This is a genomic window from Wielerella bovis (assembly GCF_022354465.1).
In the GTDB taxonomy this organism is placed as follows: Bacteria; Pseudomonadota; Gammaproteobacteria; order Burkholderiales; family Neisseriaceae; genus Wielerella; species Wielerella bovis.
Genome location: NZ_CP092361.1, coordinates 1,266,509 through 1,284,783, shown reverse-complemented (window position 1 = coordinate 1,284,783; position 18,275 = coordinate 1,266,509). Strand labels below are relative to the sequence as shown.

The window sequence follows — 18,275 nt, the reverse complement described above, 5'->3', positions numbered from 1 at the left end:
GGTTTCAGGCTGCCTTGAATAAAGGCAGCCTGAAAATAAATTGTAAAAAATGCTTGCTATTTTTTCAACAAAAGCTATAATGCACCACTTCACGGCGGGTCTCCTCGCATGGTAATTTTGAGCAACGGGTCAGGAGCGGAAGCTAGCAGCCCACTTAGAAAAGTCAGTGCCGAGGGTTAGGCTCGCCGCCCCATCATTTTTCATGATGATTTCCTTTTTTTGGTTGATAATAAAACCCTGTTTCAGAAATGAAACAGGGTTTTTATTTTGATATTATTAATGCAGCCTGAAACCTTTGCACAATCTTGATTGTGATATAGTGGATTCAATTTAAATCAGGACAAGGCGACAGCGACTGCCGTGTACACCTAGTACATAAGGGAGCTGGCAACGCTGTACTGGTTTAAATTGAATTCACTATAAAATGAAAAATAATACAGCATTGTCAGTTTCTCTGTGCAAAATAACTATAATTACGAAGGATACGGCTGACAATTTTTATCAGCACGCGCTGGATTTTTAAAAAAATCTTGCTCTTCACATGTGGAACTACTGCTTTGACACAGTTGCGCTGTACCATTCTGATTAAACAATAGAACACGAGGTTCTTGTTTTTTGTCCCATGCAACGGCTTTAATGCTGTAGATGCTATCGGAAGTTGTACCACGAGGGTTGCCTTGGAAACGAATGCAAAAATGCTGTGTTTGCGTAATTGCCAAGTCCATCCAAGTGGTACTGTTTTTCTTAAAATTAGCATGATTTGCATAATGCCGTTCAAGTGCATGAGCATTGTCCAATAGTGCTTGATATGCAGCATGAATACGAGCGCGTTTCACATAATTAAGATAGCTGGGATAAGCAACTGCAATCAAAATTGCAATAATGGCTACCCCAGCTAACAATTCAACGAGTGTAAAACCGCGTGATTTTGCAAATTTTTCCATTACATCACTTCACAGCCATCAACAGTTGGTGCTGTTTTATTTTTTGAGTTTTCAATGCCACTGCTTGTGCAACGTGCAAAAACATTAGCAATAGAATCATATTGAATAATCAATGTTCGTTTTGCTAATGTACTGTCGCTGTATACCCCATTTTTAGGTTCTGCAACTAAAGTATAGTTATTGGCATTAACAACAGTTAGTTTAAAATTGTAAAATTGATTGGTTTGTGTCGGCTGTTTTGCGCTAGTAAAAGTATTATTTTGCGCATAATAGCGCTCTAAATCTGTAATAATGTCGCCCATTGTGGCGCGTGCATTTTCTATACGGCTATTTTGAACATATTTTGTATAAGTTGGATAAGATATTGCTGCTAATATTGCAATAATTGATACAACAAGCATTAATTCAACCAAAGTAAAACCGCGTTGATTTTGTTTTGTAGAGAATTTCATATTTTATAAACCAATGAATATTTAAAATTATAAAAAATGGCTAGCAATTTGTATGCAGATTGCATAAGGCAGCCTGAAAACATTATTTTAGCTGAAAATATGAGCAATAATGTTTTCTTTTTTGGATAAAATTTATTTTGTGTTTGGGGAAATAGAAGAGGTTTGGGTAGTTAAAATGGATGTTTATGAAAAAATGGATACAAAGCGTATCTAACCTCATATTGATATTTTCAGGCTGCCTATTAACCTAAATGGTAAGAAAATTTCATAAAATAAGTGTTTTTTATCAATAAATTTGTTACAAATTTTCAAAAAATAAAACGAATTTTTACAAATTGACTTGTTTTCTATAAGTCTTTGCGTTATTGTCTCTCTACACACTTTTTTCAAAACCCTGCGTTAAATTGAATCAAGCACAAAAAGTTGCTATCCCGTTTACTCGGTGCGCGTACCCTAAATCGTTGCCCGACTCGGAAGCATTACAGGTGCATCGGTAGAATTTTTTGATGTTGTTCATTTTTCGCTTTATTTATAAAGAGGTTATCATGCAAATATCTGGCGCACAAATCATCGTGCAAAGTTTGAGTGCGGAAAACGTGGAATACGTTTTTGGCTATCCTGGTGGCGCAGTACTGGAAATCTACGATGCTATTTACCAACTTCATAAATTTGAACATATTTTAACAAGACATGAACAAGCAGCGGTGCATGCAGCAGATGCTTATGCGCGTGCTAGCGGTAAAGTAGGGGTGGCATTGGTAACATCTGGGCCTGGTGCAACCAATGCAATTACAGGGATTGCGACTGCGTACAGTGATTCTATTCCATTGGTGGTGATTTCTGGTCAAGTTGGCTCACCTTTAATTGGTACAGATGCGTTCCAAGAAATTGATATGGTTGGTATTTCACGACCATGTGTGAAACATAATTTTCTGGTAACGGACATTAATGAATTGGCAGTTACCATTAAAAAAGCCTTCCAAATTGCTAAATCAGGTCGTCCTGGACCTGTTGTGGTGGATGTCGCAAAAGATGTAACGCAAACAATGGCAAAATTCAGTTATCCGCAAGAAGATGTGGTCATTCGTTCTTATCAGCCTGTTTTACAAGGACATATTGGGCAAATTAAAAAAGCAATACAAATGTTGTCTGCCGCAAAACGTCCATTGGTGTATTTTGGTGGTGGCGTGGTTTTGGGCAATGCAACCCAAGAATTAAGAAATTTTGTTCGGACATTGAATATTCCTTGCGTCAGTACTTTGATGGGTTTGGGCGCTTATTCGGCTGATGAGCGTGAATTTTTGGGCATGTTGGGTATGCACGGTACTTATGAAGCCAATTTGGCAATGCAAAAAGCAGATGTTGTATTGGCGATTGGTGCACGTTTTGATGACCGCGTGGTATCGTCTCCTGAAAAATTTTTAAATAGTCCGAAAAAAATCATTCACATTGACATTGACCCGTCTAGCATTTCCAAACGAGTAAAAGCAGATGTGCCGATTGTGGGCGATGTGAAAAATGTTTTGACAGAAATGTTGAGTATTTGGCAAAAACAAGAGGTTTCTTTCCATGCACACACATTAGAAAAATGGTGGAAAACCATTGAAGAATGGCGTGTTCAAGATTGTTTAAGGCTGCCTGAAACCGATGATAAAGAATTGATTTTGCCACAATTTGTCATTCAAACATTGGCAAAAATCACAAATAACGAAGCCATTGTTACTTCGGACGTGGGACAGCATCAAATGTTTACTGCGCAGTATTATCCCTTCAAAGAACCGCGCCAGTGGCTCAATTCGGGTGGTTTAGGCACAATGGGCGTAGGTTTGCCCTATGCCATGGGCGCATATTTGGCACATAATCGCCAAAAAGATGTATTCTGTGTTACAGGCGAAGGCTCTATTCAAATGAATATCCAAGAATTAAGCACTTGTTCACAATATAAATTACCCGTAAAAATCCTGTGCTTAAACAACGGCTATTTGGGTATGGTGCGCCAATGGCAAGAAATTTATTACAGCAATCGTGAATCACAAACCTATTTTGAATCGCTGCCCGATTTTGTCAAAATCGCAGAAGCATACGGTCATGTTGGTATGCGCATTACCAAAGCATCTGACGTGGAAGGCGCGCTACGAGAAGCCATTGCATTAAAAGACCGCTTGGTTTTCATGGATTTCGTAACCGACCGCAAGCAAAATGTCTTCCCAATGGTGGGTAATGGCAAAGGGCTGGACGAAATGGTTTTACCAATTCATATGCGCGACAATAAATCATAAGGAGCAAGCAGATGCGACATATTTTATCTATTCTCATGGAAAATAAATCAGGCGCAATGAGCCGTGTAGTTGGCTTGTTTTCAGCGCGTAACTACAATATTGATTCTCTTTCGGTTGCGCCTATTGAAGACCCAACTTTATCGCGGATGACGATTGTTACAAATGCTGACGATGATGCTATTGAGCAAATTACCAAACAACTGAACAAGTTAGTAGAAGTAATTAAAGTATCAGACTTAAACGAAAGTCGTTATGTTGAGCGAGAATTGATGCTGGTCAAAATCCGCACAATCGGCAAAGACCGTGATGAAATTTTACGCTTATCCAATATTTATCGTGGGCATATCATTGATGTTACAGAAAAATCCTATACGATTGAGCTAACAGGAGCCAGCGATAAATTAGACAGTTTCTTGGAAAATATACCCAAAGGTTTGATTTTGGAAACCGTTCGTACAGGCGCAGCAGGAATTGGTCGTGGCGAACGAATTTTGAAGATTTAATCTGATATAATACAAGCAGCCTGAAAATGTTTTCAGGCTGCCTTTTATGTTTTTAAGATATTGATATGACAAAACTTTATACAAATGCCCGTTTAATTTCTATCCACCATTATCATGCAGAAGATAAATTGGTTTTGGGATTTGAAGGGCTGCCTGAACGAGAATTTACCAGTGTTGTGGATTTTTCCTTGAATGGATTTTATCCACACAATATTTTATTTGATATATACGAATACGATTTAAGCAATTTGCCACCGCGTATCGCCGCCGAATTTCCTAACTTGTCGTATTACATTCACAGTGGCGAAAATTGGCAAATCTTTCATTTATCGCCGCAAGCGGGTATGGGCGGTATCATTGTGTGCGCGACATTTTAAGTTTTAGGTTACATTCTGACAAAAATTGTCAGAAATCAAAAAAGGCAGCCTGAAAGGTGTTTTCAGGCTGCATTAGCTCTCTGTTCAAAATCGCTCATTTGGCGACAAATATCGCCATTTACCCATTGGTAATGCACCCAGTTTCACGCGCCCAATGCGGATGCGCTTCAAACCCACCACACGCAAACCCACCAATTCACACATACGGCGAATTTGTCGTTTTTTACCCTGCTTCAACACAAAACGCAGTTGGTCTTCGTTTTGCCATTCCACTTTGGCAGGACGCAATTTTTCGCCATCCAAACTCAAACCATGATTGAGCAATGCTAAACCTTGTTCGCTCAACTGTCCTTTCACGCGTACCAAATATTCTTTTTCGCTGTCACTGTTTTCGCCAATTAATTGTTTTGCTGTGCGCCCATCTTGTGTCAAAACCAATAATCCCACCGAATCAATATCCAAACGTCCTGCTGGCGCAAGTCCTTTTAAATGGCTGGCTTGATAGGTAATACGACTGGTATCGCCATCCCAATGATTTTCAGGCGTAATCAATTCCACTGCCGCACGATAATCTTTTTCAGGCTGCCCACTAACAAATCCCACAGGTTTATTCAGCAAAATAGTTACACGTTGCGCTTGTTGTTGATGCGCTTGCTTGTCTAAATCAATGCGGTCAGATGGCATCACTTTTTGCCCTAAAACGGCAATTTTGCCGTTCACACGCACCCAACCTTTTTCAATATACGAATCTGCTTCACGGCGTGAACAAATACCCAGTTCTGCCATGCGTTTGGAGAGACGAATCGGTTCAACAGTCATTATATTTTTATCCAAAATGAATGATTAGATTTTCAGGCTGTATTACTCAAAATACGCAGCCTGAAACCTTTGCAAAATTCCCATCTTTGGCACATTTCTGCGCGATGCGTTTCTCAAACGCTTGCCTATCTATATGATATGTCTGCGCGTTTTGCGATACTATCGCTTTGAACTGCGCTCAAATCTGGGGTTTTGCAAAGGTTTCAGCCTGAAAAATAAAAAAACTGCCCGAAATGATTTTCAGGCAGCCTGAAACTTATTCTTCACCGTTTTCTTGCATTTCACGCAATGCCAAACGGCGTTGTTCTTGTGCCGCATCGGTACGTTCTGCACGGTCAAACACATTTGCCAATGCTAAACGCGTTTGTATGGCAGGTTCAAGAGCCAAGCTGGCTTCTAAATAGCCTTGCGCTTTACCCCACAATTCACGGTTGCTGGCTAATTCACCCAAACAACGCAACAAACGCGCATCTTTGGGATTTTGTTTCAACCATTCATCAGCCGTATCAATCGCTTTTTGTTGGCTGTGTTCGTCCAAATAACGTACGCTATTAACAAATGGTGTCAGCAAAGCACCATCTCGCGTAATAGGGTAATGTTTGTTTACCCATGCAACGGCTTGGCTATATAAGCCCAATGACACATATTTTTCAGCAATCGCGGCATCCATTGCACCATTTTTCAGCGTATCGGGAATGCGTTTCAAACAGGCTTTCAAACCAGTCGCATCGTTTGCCATTGCCAATAAATTACGATAGGCAGTTTCAGCAGTTTGCTGTGCTTCCTTATCGCTCATTGCGCCAGCGCGATGCAATTTGTCGGTTTTATCCAAAATATCTAAAGCATCGCCTTTATCCAATGCCATACGCAGTTGTAAACGAGCCAAACGAGTCAATCGTGGATTGATTTGTGCGGCGGCTTTCAAATGGTTGTCGGCTGCTTCGTAATTTTGTTGATTGAGTGCGCTTTCTGCTAACAATAAATAGCGAGAAAGTTGCGTTTTATTTGGCAATCGTGCAATGTCGGCAAGATATTTATCGCGTTGCTCAATATTACTGCTTTGGTCAGCAGCATGGGCTGCTAACATCAATGCCAGTACGCGCGTATTACCAGCCTCTTTGTTTGCCAGCACTTTGGCGGCGTGCTGTTCGGCTTCTTGATATTTGCCTTCAAAAAAGGCTAAACCTGCTGCATTTAATTCGCTAGCTGCTTGGCGACTGCGGCGACCTGAACCAAAACGACTTAATTTTTCAGGAGTACCCCATACGCCAGAGAATATTTTAATCAAAATATACAAGGCGAATACTGCCAATGCTAATGCCACCGCAAAGAAATGCAGATTGATGCGCAACATGTAATGTTCTATCACAATGTACACATTACCTGTGTAGGTATGCGCTGCTAATGCCAAACCAATGGCGCACAGGAACAGAAAAATAATCCAAATTAGCTGTTTCATGCTGACGTTCCTTTGCTATCTGTTTTAGGCTCGGAAGCAGGTTTTGCTTTTGGCTCAGAAGACGATTTGGTTTCCGTTGTAGCTTGTGAGGCAGCCTGAACACTTGGCGCAGAAGCAGGTTTTGTGGCTACTTCTGATGCAGCAGTGGTATTAGGTGTAGTTGATGAGGCAACAGGGGCAGGTGCTGTTATTGTTGTTTCTGGTAACACAATCGGTGTAGTGGTACGCAGTTTATCTTGATAATCGCGTACCGCTTTCAGGCTGCCTTTTAAAGCATCATCTGATACCATGCGAATTTCCAATGTTCTCAATTCGCCTAATTCTTTTAAAAATGCTTGGGTATTGGGAGATTGCACATCGTAGTATTGTTTAATAGCACTTTCAATCGCTGCTAAATCGTTTTGATATACTTCATTATTGTGTTGCAATACCGCCAAACGCGCGTCCAATAAACGCATACGTAAATTTTCGCGCACAAAATACACTTGTTCGGGCGCAATCAGCATCGCATCGTTATTGTCTAATTTACGCACTTCCACCATGCTTTTTAGCAAAGCGGTGGTATTATCCCACGCGCGAGTCCAAAAACTACCTGCTTGCGAAACCACTTCGGGTTTATCGTTTGTGGCTTGGAGTGTGTTATCCACCATCAAAGGTAAACCACTAATGGAATTTTCCAAGCGATCAAGGCGCAAAGCGGTACCCGATACATTGACATAAGAAGTAGATTTGAGCGCAGTCAAATCGGCGCTCACCGCTTGTTTAATCGCTAATAAATCGCCTTGTTCAAAACGCGCCAAACGCTGTTCAATATTTTCCAAAACCGTAATGGCAACAGGCGTATTACCTGACAACAATAATTGTTGTGAAGCAACGTTTAAAGTGGCTTCTACTTCATCCACCAGCCAATTAACGCGCCCTTTCAATAATTCTGCATACGCACGATTGATGCTGTTTAATCTTTCTTGCGTATTTTTTTCATTTTGTACGATTTGCGCCAGTTGCTTATCCAATTCCTCTTGTTTTATCAAGGTATTTTGCAACAAAACCGCATTTTGACTGTCGCCCAAACCTGCTTTATCCAGTTCTTGCGCTACTTTGAGTTGTTGTGTTTTCAGCTCATTTTGTCCTTGCACAAACAAAAAGCCGCTTGCACCTAAAGCCAATAACGACAAAACTAATGCGCCTGTTGCCAAACCTTTACCATTGGATTGTCGTTCAATTACAATCGGTTGTGTTTTTTCAGGCTGCTTATCGAGAACAGTAATTTGTGTTTGCGCCGTTTGGTTTTCAGGCTGCTTTTGTTCGGTTACAGAAGTTTGTTCTGTGTTTTCTTGTGGTTTTTGAGAGTCGGTCATGTGTTGTCTCCATTGGGAAACTGTAAAGAAATCGGGGTTTCAGGCTGCCTGAAACAAGGTAAACATATCCGATAATTGTCGGATAACATATATTTTTTGGGCACCGAGTGCATATAATGTATCGGCAATCCGCGTATGATGCGTGAAGTATATCAAGGATTTGAGTTTTTGCGAAATTTGTGGCGGTACTTGGACAAAGAGTTCGCGTGCCATTTCTGATGATGTTACCCATGCGGCATCAGGTATGGCAGCCTGAAAACTTGTCCAATCTAATGTTTTGGGTTCACGACGATAAATTTCGGCATAGTCCACCTTAAAATCTTGGGCGCGTAATTTTTCAGGCAGCATTTCGCGTCCATTCTGTCCGCGTATCAATAAAATGGTTGCTCCGTGTGGCAAAGTTTGCCAAATCGGTAGTGCGAGTGCGGCTTCGCTGTCATTGCCGATTGCGCTGTAATGTATTTCGCTGATGCCAATAGCGTGTAATGCGGCAGCAGTCGCTTTTCCTACGGCAATATGTGTTTTCAGGCTGCCTAATATTTTGGGCGAACAATGCGTGGCGGCAATTTCTACCGCAGTTGGGCTAACCCAAAAAATGGCTGGTGCCGCAGCTATTTTTTCAGGCAGCCTGAAACATTCGTCTGTTTGCGGAACAATGCAAATTGGTGCAAAGGGCAGGGCGTGCCAACCGTATTGCGTACACAAGGCGATGTCGGCAGCTTGGCGATTTTCAGGGCGGACGAGTAATAAGGTCGGCATAGGTTAAGATAAAATAAAAATTAATTTTCAGGTTGCATAATAATCAAAAAGCAGCCTGAAAATTATTTTTTCGTGCATTCGTTAAACGCGGTTTCAATGCGTTGCTGCCAATCTTTTGGAAGATGGCCTTTGCCCATATCTATCGCTTCGGCATCGGTCAAACTGGCATTGAGTTTGTTGATGGAACATTCGCATGGTTGGCGTGATTTTTCGCCAACATTTGCCGTTTGCATACACGATGCAACGCCTTCTTTAACAAAACTTTCGCGGAAACCTTTTAAATAACCCGCTTGCATTTTGCTGGATAAAGATGCAGCAGAGGCAGCCTGAACGGACGTGTTTGAATTGTGTTCGGCAGATGGTTGGCACGCACTCAACAATATAGTCGCACCAATAACAGCAAGCGATAAAATTTTCATCGTTATTTTTCCTTAAAAATACGGTTTCAGGCTGCCTTTTATCTCAATAAACAAAATGCAGCCTGAAAAAACTACGCCGCATTCAACACCGCTGTAATAATTTCTGTTGCGCCATCATCAGCCAATTTTTTAGCGACTGCACGTCCCAAGGCATCGGCATATTCCGCAGGTGCTTGCGCTTGCGCCGTCAGCATCACCGAACCATCAGGGTGTGCCACCAAACCGTCCAATGTTAGCAAACCTTGTTCATCGGCAGTACAATATGCAGCAAGCGGTACTTGGCAACTGCCACCCAAAGCACGCGCCAAAGCACGTTCAGCAGTAATACACGCCGCAGTTTTGGGGTGATTTAAGGGCAACAAGGCTTCCACCAAATCCGTGCGATGTGCAGCAATTTCAATGCCCAACGCGCCTTGTCCTGCGGCGGGCAAACTGTCGGCTGGCGACAAAATACCACGAATCCGCGCATCCAAGCCCAAACGTTGTAAACCTGCGGCAGCCAGAATAATCGCATCGTATTCGCCATTGTCCAATTTGCCCAAACGTGTTTGCAAATTACCGCGCAAGGGTTTAACCGTTAAATGCGGAAAACGGGCGCGAATTTGCGCTTCACGGCGCAGGCTGGATGTGCCGACAATCGCGCCTTTGGGCAAATCTTCCAAACGCTCGTATTGATTGGATACAAACGCATCAAATGGATTGGCGCGTTCGCCGATGGCAACCAAAGCAAAACCTTCGGGCAAAGTCATCGGTACATCTTTGATGGAATGTACGGCTAAATCGGCGCGTCCGTCCAACAAAGCGTTTTCTAATTCTTTGACAAATAAGCCTTTTCCACCAATTTTGGACAGCGTTTTATCCAAAATTTGGTCGCCTTTGGTGGTCATGCCCAAAATGCTGACTTCGCATTCTGGGTACAAAGTTTGTAATTGTGCTTGAATGTGTTGGGCTTGCCACATGGCGAGTAAACTTTCGCGGCTGGCAATAACGAGTTTTTTGGGTGCGTTCATAGTCAATAAATGATTGGTTTATTATTTAAAGATATTTTTCAGGCTGCCTGATGATGCAGCCTGAAAAATAAAATCAATTTAGGCAGCCTGAAAGTCTATCACGGTTTCAGGCTGCCTATCAAATTTAGGATTCTGCAATAATCGGAATTTGGCTGATGTACAAAACTTCGTGCATGGATTTGTTCAGCAAATCTGCCAGCGTAAAACCATCAAGATGCGCCAAAAATGCTTTCACGCCACCGTGTAATATTTCAGCAAGACGACAATTGTGTGAAATAATACATTGATTATTTTGACTAAAACATTCTACTATTTGCAAAGGTTCCATCGTACGCACCACTGCCCCAATGCGAATTTCTTCGGGCGGACGCGACAAACGCAAACCGCCGCCTTTACCACGCACGCTATGCAAAAATCCGCCTTTAACCAATGCGGTAACCACTTTCATTAAATGGCTTTTGGAAATATCATAGGTTTCGGCAATGGTTGCAATATTGACTAAATCATCATGATTAACAGCGGTGTAAATCAAAACGCGTAGTGCGTAATCGGTTTGTTGAGTGAGATACATAATGTTTCCCTTGATGATATCGATTTATGATGATGAGCGTTGTAGCAGTGTTGATTTTATAGTCGTTTTAAATTAACACCGACAAGGCGACAGCGACTACTGTGTACACCTAGTACAAGGGGAGTGGCAACGCTGTATTATTTTTATTTCAAATGACTGTAAATACAATCTCGCCCGTTGATGCGTGCACTGATCACAGCAATAATTGCAAGAAATTTAAAATGACTATAACTTCTAAAAGTTGCATTATAGATTAAACTTATGCTTCAGTCCTAGTGGCGTATGACATTATTGCGTCATTGTAGTCATTTAAAATAAAAATATAGTGGATTCAATAAACTAGTACAGCGTTATCAGCTTCCTTATGTACTATGTGTACACGGGAGTCGCTGTCGCCTTGCCCGGATTTAAATTGAATCCACTATATATATAAAATAATTGTTTAGTAGGAAAAGTGTCGGATTCAAGAATCCGACCCGACGGGGTTAAAAATACAGTTGCTACAATTTAGGGCTTTGAAAAAGTTTCGGTCTAAAAATTATCGTCCGTTAAAATGGAAATTAAGATAAGACGGCAGTAACCGCTGTGTATAAATAGGCAACGCGGTATTATTTTTAGGTTAACCGACTATTGTTTAGCCAATATTTTTTTCGCCGCTTCCACACCCCAAAACGCGGCTTCTTCAAAGACCGAATAACTGCTCATATCACTGTGGGCAAATAAAATACGCGATTGATGTGTTTGGATTTTTTGCAATAACGGTGCGGACAAATAACCCACGCTCGGCACGCTCATGGCGTGCGCTCGTGCGCTGATTTCCACATGCGAAACGTGTTGCCAAAAGCGTTTGCCATACACGGCGAGTAAATCTTGTGCTGCAAAGGGCAGCACATCACGCGGCTGGGCGTTGAGCAACCAAGCGCGAATGGCTTGCGGCGTATCGTGATTCAAGGCGGTATAGGCGGTAAAAGCGGTTTGGCTGGGTTTGGCAACGCGAATTTGCTGATGCGTGGCAACCACATAACCCAAGCCACGCGAGCCATACACGACATTGTCCCACGCCAATTCGGTATGTGCTGGCTCGGTGGGAAAGGAATGCAACACAAAATTGCTGACCAGCCATGGAGCATAATCAGGCAGCCTGAAAGTGTGTAAACCATAGTTTTCAGGCTGACTGAAAATGTATTTGGCAATCATCAAGGGCATGGCGCAAATCACATTTTGCGCGTGAATCAAGCGAGTGTCGCCTGTTTCGGTGTGGCGCAATAAAACGCGCACATTGTCGCTGTTTTCGTCTATTTGCACGGCGACATAGGGAAAACTTTCAGGCTGCCTGAAAACCAAATTTTGCGTATTAGGTAGCGTTTTTTGTGGTTTTAATTGAATGAATTGGCGTAATTGTTCGGAAATATGGTTTAAGCCGTCTTCCCATGTCAAAACGGCTGCATGGTCGTTGCCGCGTCCTGCAAAATAATGCAAACCTGCGAAAGCGGACACTTGCTCAATCCCTTGTCCATAATCGTCGCGGCAACAATAATCCAAATACCACAATAGGGTAGGGGATTGATAGTGTTGTTGTTTGAGCCATGCGGCAAAGGTCAGCGTGTCCAATTTGCGCCATTGGACATCTTGCGATGAGTGGATAATCGGAATGGCGAAAATTTTTTTGCCGTCTGAACCGCGTAAATGGTTAATGGTTTGAATAAATTGGAAAAATCGTTTGGTATCAGCATCGTGTTCGGGCAGCAAACCATCGTGCCATTTGCCATGGGCAAACACGCGTTCATCGGGGGCAAACACCAAATCTTGTTCGCGGTAGATGGGATTGCCTTGTTTATCATAGCCTTGCAAAATGCCTAAATCGGCGAGCATTTGGCGGACGTGTGCGCTTTCGGCTGATGGTTGGGCGAGATAATGTGCGCCTGTGGGAGCTTTCAGGCTGCCTGATGTGAATCCTGCATTGTTGCCATTGCGTTCAAATCCTTCTGCAATCATGTAGTTATGATAGCCGTTGCGCGAAAAATGCCATGCGGAGGATAGGGCGGCTGCACCGCTGCCGAGTATCAAGGTTTCGCAATGGTGTGCTTGTGTGGCGGTGGTGGGGATTTGTTTGTCGCGCAATAAATGGGCGAGGGGCAAGCCGATTTTATGCAGCGTGATGGTGGGTGGGCGGTTGAGATGTTGATAGCCAAACCATGATGCGGCGGCGGTGGCGGTAAGGGTGGCAGAATAGGAGAGAAATTGTCGGCGATTCATAGTTTCGGGTTGCTGTATAAAAAATGATTCATAGTCGTTTAAACCGACTGTATTTTACTCCTTGAATGAATAAACTTCATAGCTTGCCTTAAAGTCCGACTTGTATTCACAGAAATTTGCGTTAGTCTGAAACCTTTGCGAAAACCAAATCGGATAAAAATTTAATATAGTCGTTTCAAATTGACACAGACAAGCGATTGCCATGCGCACCTAGCGCATAAGGGAGTTGGTAATGTTGTATGTGTTCATTTCAAACGACTATAAAAGCAGCCTGAAAGGAGTCTCAGGCTGCTTTATCATATATGTTTATTTTTGTGGCGCATATTGTTTTTCTAATGCTTTGAGTTGCTCAAACGTTTTTAAAGAGCGATCATGTGTTCGTGCTGTAATCCATTGAACAGCTTCATTTGGATTGTGTTTGAATTTTTCAGCAAATTGTTTACTTTCAGCATCAACTTGCACTAAATAAGGACGTTCCATTTTCTCAATTTCTTTTTGAAATGGTATTTTCAGGCTGCTTTCATTGGCTAAAAAGCTATCTAACAAACGGCTTGTTGCCCAGTAATATGAATTAGCATCATATGAGGTACTTGCCACTTGATATGGTTCAGCAGTCGTTTCAATTGCGCCGTAAAATGGTAAATAGGGTGATACCAAAGGACTACCTATGGCTAACCACATTATGGCTGGCGAATTTTTCGGTAAATCTTTTTTCACTTGGAAAATATGTGCTTCCATCGTATTTTTATTACCGATTGGATATAAATGAGTTGTTTTAATTACCGCATCCTTCTTATTAGCCAAATCATCTGGAAGAATATTGGTTCCTTCAAAGCGATTGCGTTGTAGCGCCATAACATCTTCCACACGAATTTTTTGTGTCGTGTGATGTAAAAATGGCAAATGTTCACTGTCCATCGTGATATTAGATTGAGGATTCAGTAAATTCACACCCGCCCAATAACGTGATTTCACGCTGTCTTTCATTGGTGCAGCATATGAATCGGCTACACGAATTTTGCCATCTTCTTGTACCAAAGTGCCAGCAGAGCGTGCTGTTTCTATCAATTTAGGCGAAGCAATTACATTGGCTGTATCATTCACATCAATCGCACCCATGAATAAACTGTTTGGGAATACAACAAATTTATCATCAGGCAATTTAACCGCTGCATATTGGTGTCCTGATACAATCTCCATATACCATGTTTCTTGTTGGTCAGCGATAATCAAAGAATTCGCTTCCCCAGCGCCTTTCTCATCAATCACACGCGCCAACAATTCTATGCCTTCACGCGCTGTTTTCACATGAGGTAAAACCACTGTTGCCATAATACTTTCCGTAATTCCAGTTTTTACCAATGGATCAACTTTCAGGATTGAATCATTCGCATACGCGCTAACAGTAGTATCAACTATTACGCCAAATTGATTTATGCCCGCTTCGTGATATACACCATCAATCGGCGTAACATCAGGAATCGCTGTGTATTGATAGCTCTGACTTGGTAAGGTAAATGTGAAACCTGTAGATTCATCCTTCAGTACGGCACCTACTGGATTGTGTTTGGCAGGAAACACTACAAATGTTTTATTGTGATGTGTTTCCAAATCTTCTGTACGCCCAAAAATGGTAGAACCATCTGCGGTTAATTGTTTACCAACATACACACCTGTACATGCAAAAGCAGAGCTTATTGCACACAGAGTGCTAATCAAAAATGCTATTTTACTGCTTTTAAACTTCATTTTAACACCTCTTATTGTGCTATGATGAAAAACATGGTCATTTTATTCTTAAAAAAATATGTTTTGCACAATAAATTAAATTCATTTGATTTAACTCAAATAAAAAGGCAGCCTGAAAATATTTTCAGGCTGCCTATATGACTGTATTTTAAAAGATTACAAACCAGTCAAACGAGCAGTATCATTTGCAATCATCAACTCTTCATTGGTTGGAATCACAACACTAATCACGCGGCTATCATCTGTAGTAATCACGCCATCTTTGCCAAAACGAGCTGCAATATTGCGTTCTTCGTCCACTTTCAAGCCCAAAAATTCGCAATAGTTCAATACTTTGGCGCGGATAATGTCTGAATTTTCGCCAATGCCGCCAGTGAAGACAACGGCATCAATACCACCTGCCGCAACGCCCATCGCTGCAACATATTTTGCCAAACGATAAGAGAACATTTCCAATGCCAATACCGCACCCTCATGACCTTTCAATGCTTCTTCTTCAATGGTGCGACAGTCATTAGACAATTCAGAAACGCCCAATAAGCCACTTTCTTTGTTCAAAATATCGGTAATTTGTTGAATATTCAAGCCCGCATTGTTTGCCAAGAAAGAGAATACGCTAGGGTCAATATCGCCTGAACGTGTACCCATTACCAAGCCTTCCAAAGGTGTCAAGCCCATAGAAGTGTCCATAGATTTACCATTGCGAACCGCTGCGATAGACGCGCCATTACCCAAATGTGCAATGACCAATTTCAGGTTATTTTTGTCTTTACCCAAGAAACGTGCAGCTTCGTCCGCTACATAGCGATAGCTGGTACCGTGCATACCGTAGCGGCGCAAACCTAATTCGCGATAATATTTGCGTGGAATCGCGTAAGTGTAAGCATGTGCAGGCATAGATTGATGGAACGCGGTATCAAATACCACCACGTTTGGCAAACCTTTGAAAATATCTTGTGCTGCGCGGATACCCAACAAGTTGGCAGGATTGTGCAAAGGTGCTAATGGAATGCACGCTTCAATCGCTTGAATCACTTCATCGGTTACCAACATAGATTCGCTGTATTTTTCGCCACCGCTAACAACACGATGACCAATCGCAGCAATCTGACTGTCCAAGCCCAATTTTTTCAATTCATCTAATAATGCACCTACTGCACCTGTGTGATTAGGTTGTTCTTTTAATTCTACTTTTTGTTTTTCGCCGTTTACTTTGAAAGTGATGTAGGCATCGGGTAAGCCTAATTTTTCGCCCAAGCAGCTTAATAAAACATCGCCGTTATCGTTGTTCAAAACCGCGCCTTTTAATGAAGATGAGCCGCAGTTCAATACCAAAATCAATTTTTGAGACATAGTGTTCGTTTCCTTATTTGATGAACGGAGTGGACAAGTTTGTCCGAAAAAACGCGCTATTGTAGCGAAAAATAGATTTTTTTGATAGTCTGAATGTATTTTCAGGCAGCCTTTTGATAGAATGCAGCCTGAAAACAAATACCGTAGAAGCAAATACGACAAAATAAGGGAAACAATCATGTCTGCAAAATTACAAGCACCGACTGCTTTGCCCAATGCCGATGATTTGCGCGATGTGCTGGCATACAATATCCGCTTGTTTCGCGTGAACAAAGGTTGGTCGCAAGAAGAATTGGCGCGACAATGTGGCTTGGACAGAACCTATGTTTCGGCGATTGAGCGCAAACGTTGGAATGTGGCTTTGTCTAATATTGAGAAAATGGCACTTGCCTTGGGTGTTGCGCCGTATCAATTATTGTTGCCGCCCGATGCGCGTTTGGCATTATTGAAATTGGGATAGGGCAGCCTGAAAATAACCACAAATAAATCATGTTTCAGGCAGCCTATTTAAATCATGCAGCCTGAAACACAAAAAATACAGAAAATACACACAAAATGATAGATTTACATTGCCATTCCACCATATCTGATGGCGCATTATTGCCTACCGAAGTGGTACAACTTGCCGCGCAAAATGGCTGCACGATGCTAGCATTAACCGACCATGACCACACAGGCGGATTGGCTGACGCGCGTACCGAAGCGATGCGCCACAATATTCGTTTTATCAACGGCGTAGAAATTTCTACCACATGGCGCGGACGCAGCATTCACATTGTCGGCTTGGATTTTGACGAACACGATGCAAATTTGCAAAATCTGCTGGCAAATGTGCGACACGGACGCATTGAACGCGCACAACGCATCGGTGATAAACTTGCCAAAAAAGGGATTTTCGGCGCATTTGATGGCGCGATGGCGTTGGCGACCAATCCTGAAATGATTTCGCGCACGCATTTTGCTGATTGGCTTATTCAAAACGGTCATGCACGCAATAAACAAAATGCGTTTAGCAAATATTTAGGCGATGGCAAATGTGCGGCGGTTAAACACGAATGGGCAGATTTGGGCGATGCCGTGCGTGCAATTATCGGTGCGCGAGGTCTAGCGATTATTGCCCACCCGATGCGTTACGATTTGTCCGCCACCGCACGGCGCAATTTGTTTGATGAATTTGTTGCATTAGGCGGACACGCAATGGAAGTTCACAGCGGCTCATGCCAACTCAACGACCGTTTGAATTATGCTTTGGCAGCGGAACGACACGGATTATTGGCAAGCGCAGGCAGTGATTTTCATCGTCTTGGCGATTATAGTGGCGGCGTGTTGGGTGCGTGTCCTGAATTGCCACCGATTTGTAAACCTGTGTGGGATTATTTTCGTTCATCATAAATTTATGATAAATCATGTTTCAGGCTGCCTTTTAAATCTAATTGTTCAGTAAAAGGCAGCCTGAAAAACCATTAAACAAAAAATGACAATATTATTGATTTTTCTTGCATTATTTTTGCTAATACTGGGTGCATTAGGCACGGTTTTTCCTGCTTTACCAGGGTTGCCACTTATGTTTGCAGGCGCATGGCTTATCGCATATAGCCAAGATTACCAAATTGTCGGTTCATTTAGCTTGTTGATTTTATTGGCAGTAACCTTGTTTGGTATGGCAATGGATTTTGTTGCAGGATTATTAGGCGCAAAATACACAGGTGCTAGCAAAGAAGCCTTGTGGGGTGCATTGATTGGCGGCATCGCAGGCATTTTTTTCACACCTGCGGGCTTAATTCTTGGGCCATTAATCGGCGCAGCAGTAGGTGAATTTGCTGATAAACGCAATGTTTGGTTAGCAGGTAAAGTTGGCATTGGAACATTGATTGGTTTTATGATTGGCATGGTAGCCAAAATCGGAGCAGCATTGGTCATTGTGCTGGTGTTGCTGGCGCATTACATTGCTTATTGGATAAGTTGAT

At 42.2% G+C, this 18,275-nt stretch carries 18 protein-coding genes and 1 other RNA gene; 7 read left to right on the top strand and 12 right to left on the bottom strand.

What is annotated here, in order from left to right; genetic code table 11:
• Window positions 1-93: 93 nt before the first annotated feature.
• An RNA gene (gene ffs, locus MIS45_RS06310) (signal recognition particle sRNA small type) lies at window positions 94-190 on the top strand.
• 283 nt (window positions 191-473) lie between these two features.
• Here the strand turns inward: ffs and MIS45_RS06305 are convergent.
• Both MIS45_RS06305 and MIS45_RS06300 read right to left on the bottom strand, forming a co-directional pair.
• Window positions 474-944 carry a type IV pilin protein gene (locus tag MIS45_RS06305; protein ID WP_249449910.1) on the bottom strand — a complete coding sequence of 157 codons (471 nt, stop codon included), beginning with the start codon at window positions 942-944 and terminating at the stop codon, window positions 474-476.
• Window positions 944-1,396 carry a type IV pilin protein gene (locus tag MIS45_RS06300; protein WP_249449909.1) on the bottom strand — a complete coding sequence of 151 codons (453 nt, stop codon included), beginning with the start codon at window positions 1,394-1,396 and terminating at the stop codon, window positions 944-946. Before MIS45_RS06300 ends, MIS45_RS06305 begins: the two co-directional genes overlap by 1 nt.
• A gap of 545 nt (window positions 1,397-1,941) precedes the next feature.
• On the opposite strand from MIS45_RS06300, the gene ilvB reads away from it, so the two are divergent.
• From ilvB to MIS45_RS06285, 3 genes are all read left to right on the top strand, one after another.
• Window positions 1,942-3,675, top strand: a complete 1,734-nt coding sequence (gene ilvB, locus MIS45_RS06295; RefSeq protein WP_249449908.1) for a biosynthetic-type acetolactate synthase large subunit — start codon at window positions 1,942-1,944, stop codon at window positions 3,673-3,675.
• An 11-nt stretch (window positions 3,676-3,686) separates the two neighbouring features.
• Complete coding sequence (ilvN, locus tag MIS45_RS06290; protein ID WP_249449907.1) at window positions 3,687-4,178, top strand: acetolactate synthase small subunit; 492 nt, start codon at window positions 3,687-3,689, stop codon at window positions 4,176-4,178.
• A gap of 65 nt (window positions 4,179-4,243) precedes the next feature.
• A complete protein-coding gene (locus tag MIS45_RS06285; RefSeq protein ID WP_249441684.1) occupies window positions 4,244-4,555 on the top strand; it encodes a hypothetical protein in 312 nt (103 codons plus the stop codon).
• Between the two features lie 84 nt (window positions 4,556-4,639).
• Here MIS45_RS06285 and MIS45_RS06280 read toward each other — a convergent pair whose 3' ends face one another.
• From MIS45_RS06280 to MIS45_RS06235, 10 genes are all read right to left on the bottom strand, one after another.
• Window positions 4,640-5,374, bottom strand: a complete 735-nt coding sequence (locus tag MIS45_RS06280; RefSeq protein WP_249441685.1) for a pseudouridine synthase — start codon at window positions 5,372-5,374, stop codon at window positions 4,640-4,642.
• Window positions 5,375-5,630: 256 nt separating this feature from the next.
• A complete protein-coding gene (locus tag MIS45_RS06275) occupies window positions 5,631-6,833 on the bottom strand; it encodes a heme biosynthesis HemY N-terminal domain-containing protein (RefSeq protein WP_249446354.1) in 1,203 nt (400 codons plus the stop codon).
• On the bottom strand, window positions 6,830-8,191 hold the full coding sequence (locus tag MIS45_RS06270) for a uroporphyrinogen-III C-methyltransferase (protein WP_249449906.1): 1,362 nt from the start codon (window positions 8,189-8,191) through the stop codon (window positions 6,830-6,832). The genes MIS45_RS06275 and MIS45_RS06270 overlap by 4 nt, the downstream gene beginning before the upstream one ends.
• Window positions 8,192-8,230: 39 nt before the next feature.
• Window positions 8,231-8,950 carry a uroporphyrinogen-III synthase gene (locus MIS45_RS06265; protein ID WP_249449905.1) on the bottom strand — a complete coding sequence of 240 codons (720 nt, stop codon included), beginning with the start codon at window positions 8,948-8,950 and terminating at the stop codon, window positions 8,231-8,233.
• A 62-nt stretch (window positions 8,951-9,012) separates the two neighbouring features.
• Entirely contained in the window at window positions 9,013-9,369 is a 357-nt protein-coding gene (locus MIS45_RS06260) for a hypothetical protein (protein ID WP_249449904.1), read from the bottom strand.
• Window positions 9,370-9,440: 71 nt separating this feature from the next.
• Window positions 9,441-10,379: a hydroxymethylbilane synthase gene (gene hemC / locus MIS45_RS06255; RefSeq protein WP_249447900.1), complete on the bottom strand. Its 939-nt coding sequence runs from the start codon at window positions 10,377-10,379 to the stop codon at window positions 9,441-9,443.
• Between the two features lie 124 nt (window positions 10,380-10,503).
• Entirely contained in the window at window positions 10,504-10,950 is a 447-nt protein-coding gene (locus MIS45_RS06250) for an RrF2 family transcriptional regulator (protein ID WP_249449903.1), read from the bottom strand.
• A gap of 627 nt (window positions 10,951-11,577) precedes the next feature.
• Window positions 11,578-13,206, bottom strand: a complete 1,629-nt coding sequence (locus tag MIS45_RS06245; RefSeq protein WP_249449902.1) for an NAD(P)/FAD-dependent oxidoreductase — start codon at window positions 13,204-13,206, stop codon at window positions 11,578-11,580.
• Window positions 13,207-13,512: 306 nt separating this feature from the next.
• On the bottom strand, window positions 13,513-14,955 hold the full coding sequence (locus MIS45_RS06240) for a C69 family dipeptidase (RefSeq protein WP_249441693.1): 1,443 nt from the start codon (window positions 14,953-14,955) through the stop codon (window positions 13,513-13,515).
• A 156-nt stretch (window positions 14,956-15,111) separates the two neighbouring features.
• Complete coding sequence (locus MIS45_RS06235; protein ID WP_249441694.1) at window positions 15,112-16,308, bottom strand: acetate kinase; 1,197 nt, start codon at window positions 16,306-16,308, stop codon at window positions 15,112-15,114.
• 178 nt (window positions 16,309-16,486) lie between these two features.
• Here MIS45_RS06235 and MIS45_RS06230 point away from each other — a divergent pair, with 178 nt between their 5' ends.
• From MIS45_RS06230 to MIS45_RS06220, 3 genes are all read left to right on the top strand, one after another.
• Window positions 16,487-16,768 (top strand): helix-turn-helix domain-containing protein, encoded by a 282-nt coding sequence (locus MIS45_RS06230; protein WP_249441695.1) that lies wholly within the window; start codon window positions 16,487-16,489, stop codon window positions 16,766-16,768.
• Between the two features lie 95 nt (window positions 16,769-16,863).
• Entirely contained in the window at window positions 16,864-17,700 is an 837-nt protein-coding gene (locus MIS45_RS06225) for a PHP domain-containing protein (RefSeq protein ID WP_249449901.1), read from the top strand.
• Between the two features lie 82 nt (window positions 17,701-17,782).
• Entirely contained in the window at window positions 17,783-18,274 is a 492-nt protein-coding gene (locus MIS45_RS06220; protein WP_249449899.1) for a DUF456 domain-containing protein, read from the top strand.
• The last annotated feature ends 1 nt before the right edge of the window (window position 18,275 follow it).

Coding starts and splice junctions, on each gene's coding strand:
- MIS45_RS06305 (WP_249449910.1), bottom strand. CDS start 944: ATGGAAAAATTTGCAAAATCACGCGGTTTTACACTCGTTGAATTGTTA.
- ilvN (WP_249449907.1), top strand. CDS start 3,687: ATGCGACATATTTTATCTATTCTCATGGAAAATAAATCAGGCGCAATG.
- MIS45_RS06275 (WP_249446354.1), bottom strand. CDS start 6,833: ATGAAACAGCTAATTTGGATTATTTTTCTGTTCCTGTGCGCCATTGGT.
- MIS45_RS06235 (WP_249441694.1), bottom strand. CDS start 16,308: ATGTCTCAAAAATTGATTTTGGTATTGAACTGCGGCTCATCTTCATTA.
- ilvB (WP_249449908.1), top strand. CDS start 1,942: ATGCAAATATCTGGCGCACAAATCATCGTGCAAAGTTTGAGTGCGGAA.
- MIS45_RS06280 (WP_249441685.1), bottom strand. CDS start 5,374: ATGACTGTTGAACCGATTCGTCTCTCCAAACGCATGGCAGAACTGGGT.
- MIS45_RS06300 (WP_249449909.1), bottom strand. CDS start 1,396: ATGAAATTCTCTACAAAACAAAATCAACGCGGTTTTACTTTGGTTGAA.
- hemC (WP_249447900.1), bottom strand. CDS start 10,379: ATGAACGCACCCAAAAAACTCGTTATTGCCAGCCGCGAAAGTTTACTC.
- MIS45_RS06250 (WP_249449903.1), bottom strand. CDS start 10,950: ATGTATCTCACTCAACAAACCGATTACGCACTACGCGTTTTGATTTAC.
- MIS45_RS06265 (WP_249449905.1), bottom strand. CDS start 8,950: ATGCCGACCTTATTACTCGTCCGCCCTGAAAATCGCCAAGCTGCCGAC.
- MIS45_RS06220 (WP_249449899.1), top strand. CDS start 17,783: ATGACAATATTATTGATTTTTCTTGCATTATTTTTGCTAATACTGGGT.
- MIS45_RS06260 (WP_249449904.1), bottom strand. CDS start 9,369: ATGAAAATTTTATCGCTTGCTGTTATTGGTGCGACTATATTGTTGAGT.
- MIS45_RS06270 (WP_249449906.1), bottom strand. CDS start 8,191: ATGACCGACTCTCAAAAACCACAAGAAAACACAGAACAAACTTCTGTA.
- MIS45_RS06285 (WP_249441684.1), top strand. CDS start 4,244: ATGACAAAACTTTATACAAATGCCCGTTTAATTTCTATCCACCATTAT.
- MIS45_RS06245 (WP_249449902.1), bottom strand. CDS start 13,206: ATGAATCGCCGACAATTTCTCTCCTATTCTGCCACCCTTACCGCCACC.
- MIS45_RS06230 (WP_249441695.1), top strand. CDS start 16,487: ATGTCTGCAAAATTACAAGCACCGACTGCTTTGCCCAATGCCGATGAT.
- MIS45_RS06225 (WP_249449901.1), top strand. CDS start 16,864: ATGATAGATTTACATTGCCATTCCACCATATCTGATGGCGCATTATTG.
- MIS45_RS06240 (WP_249441693.1), bottom strand. CDS start 14,955: ATGAAGTTTAAAAGCAGTAAAATAGCATTTTTGATTAGCACTCTGTGT.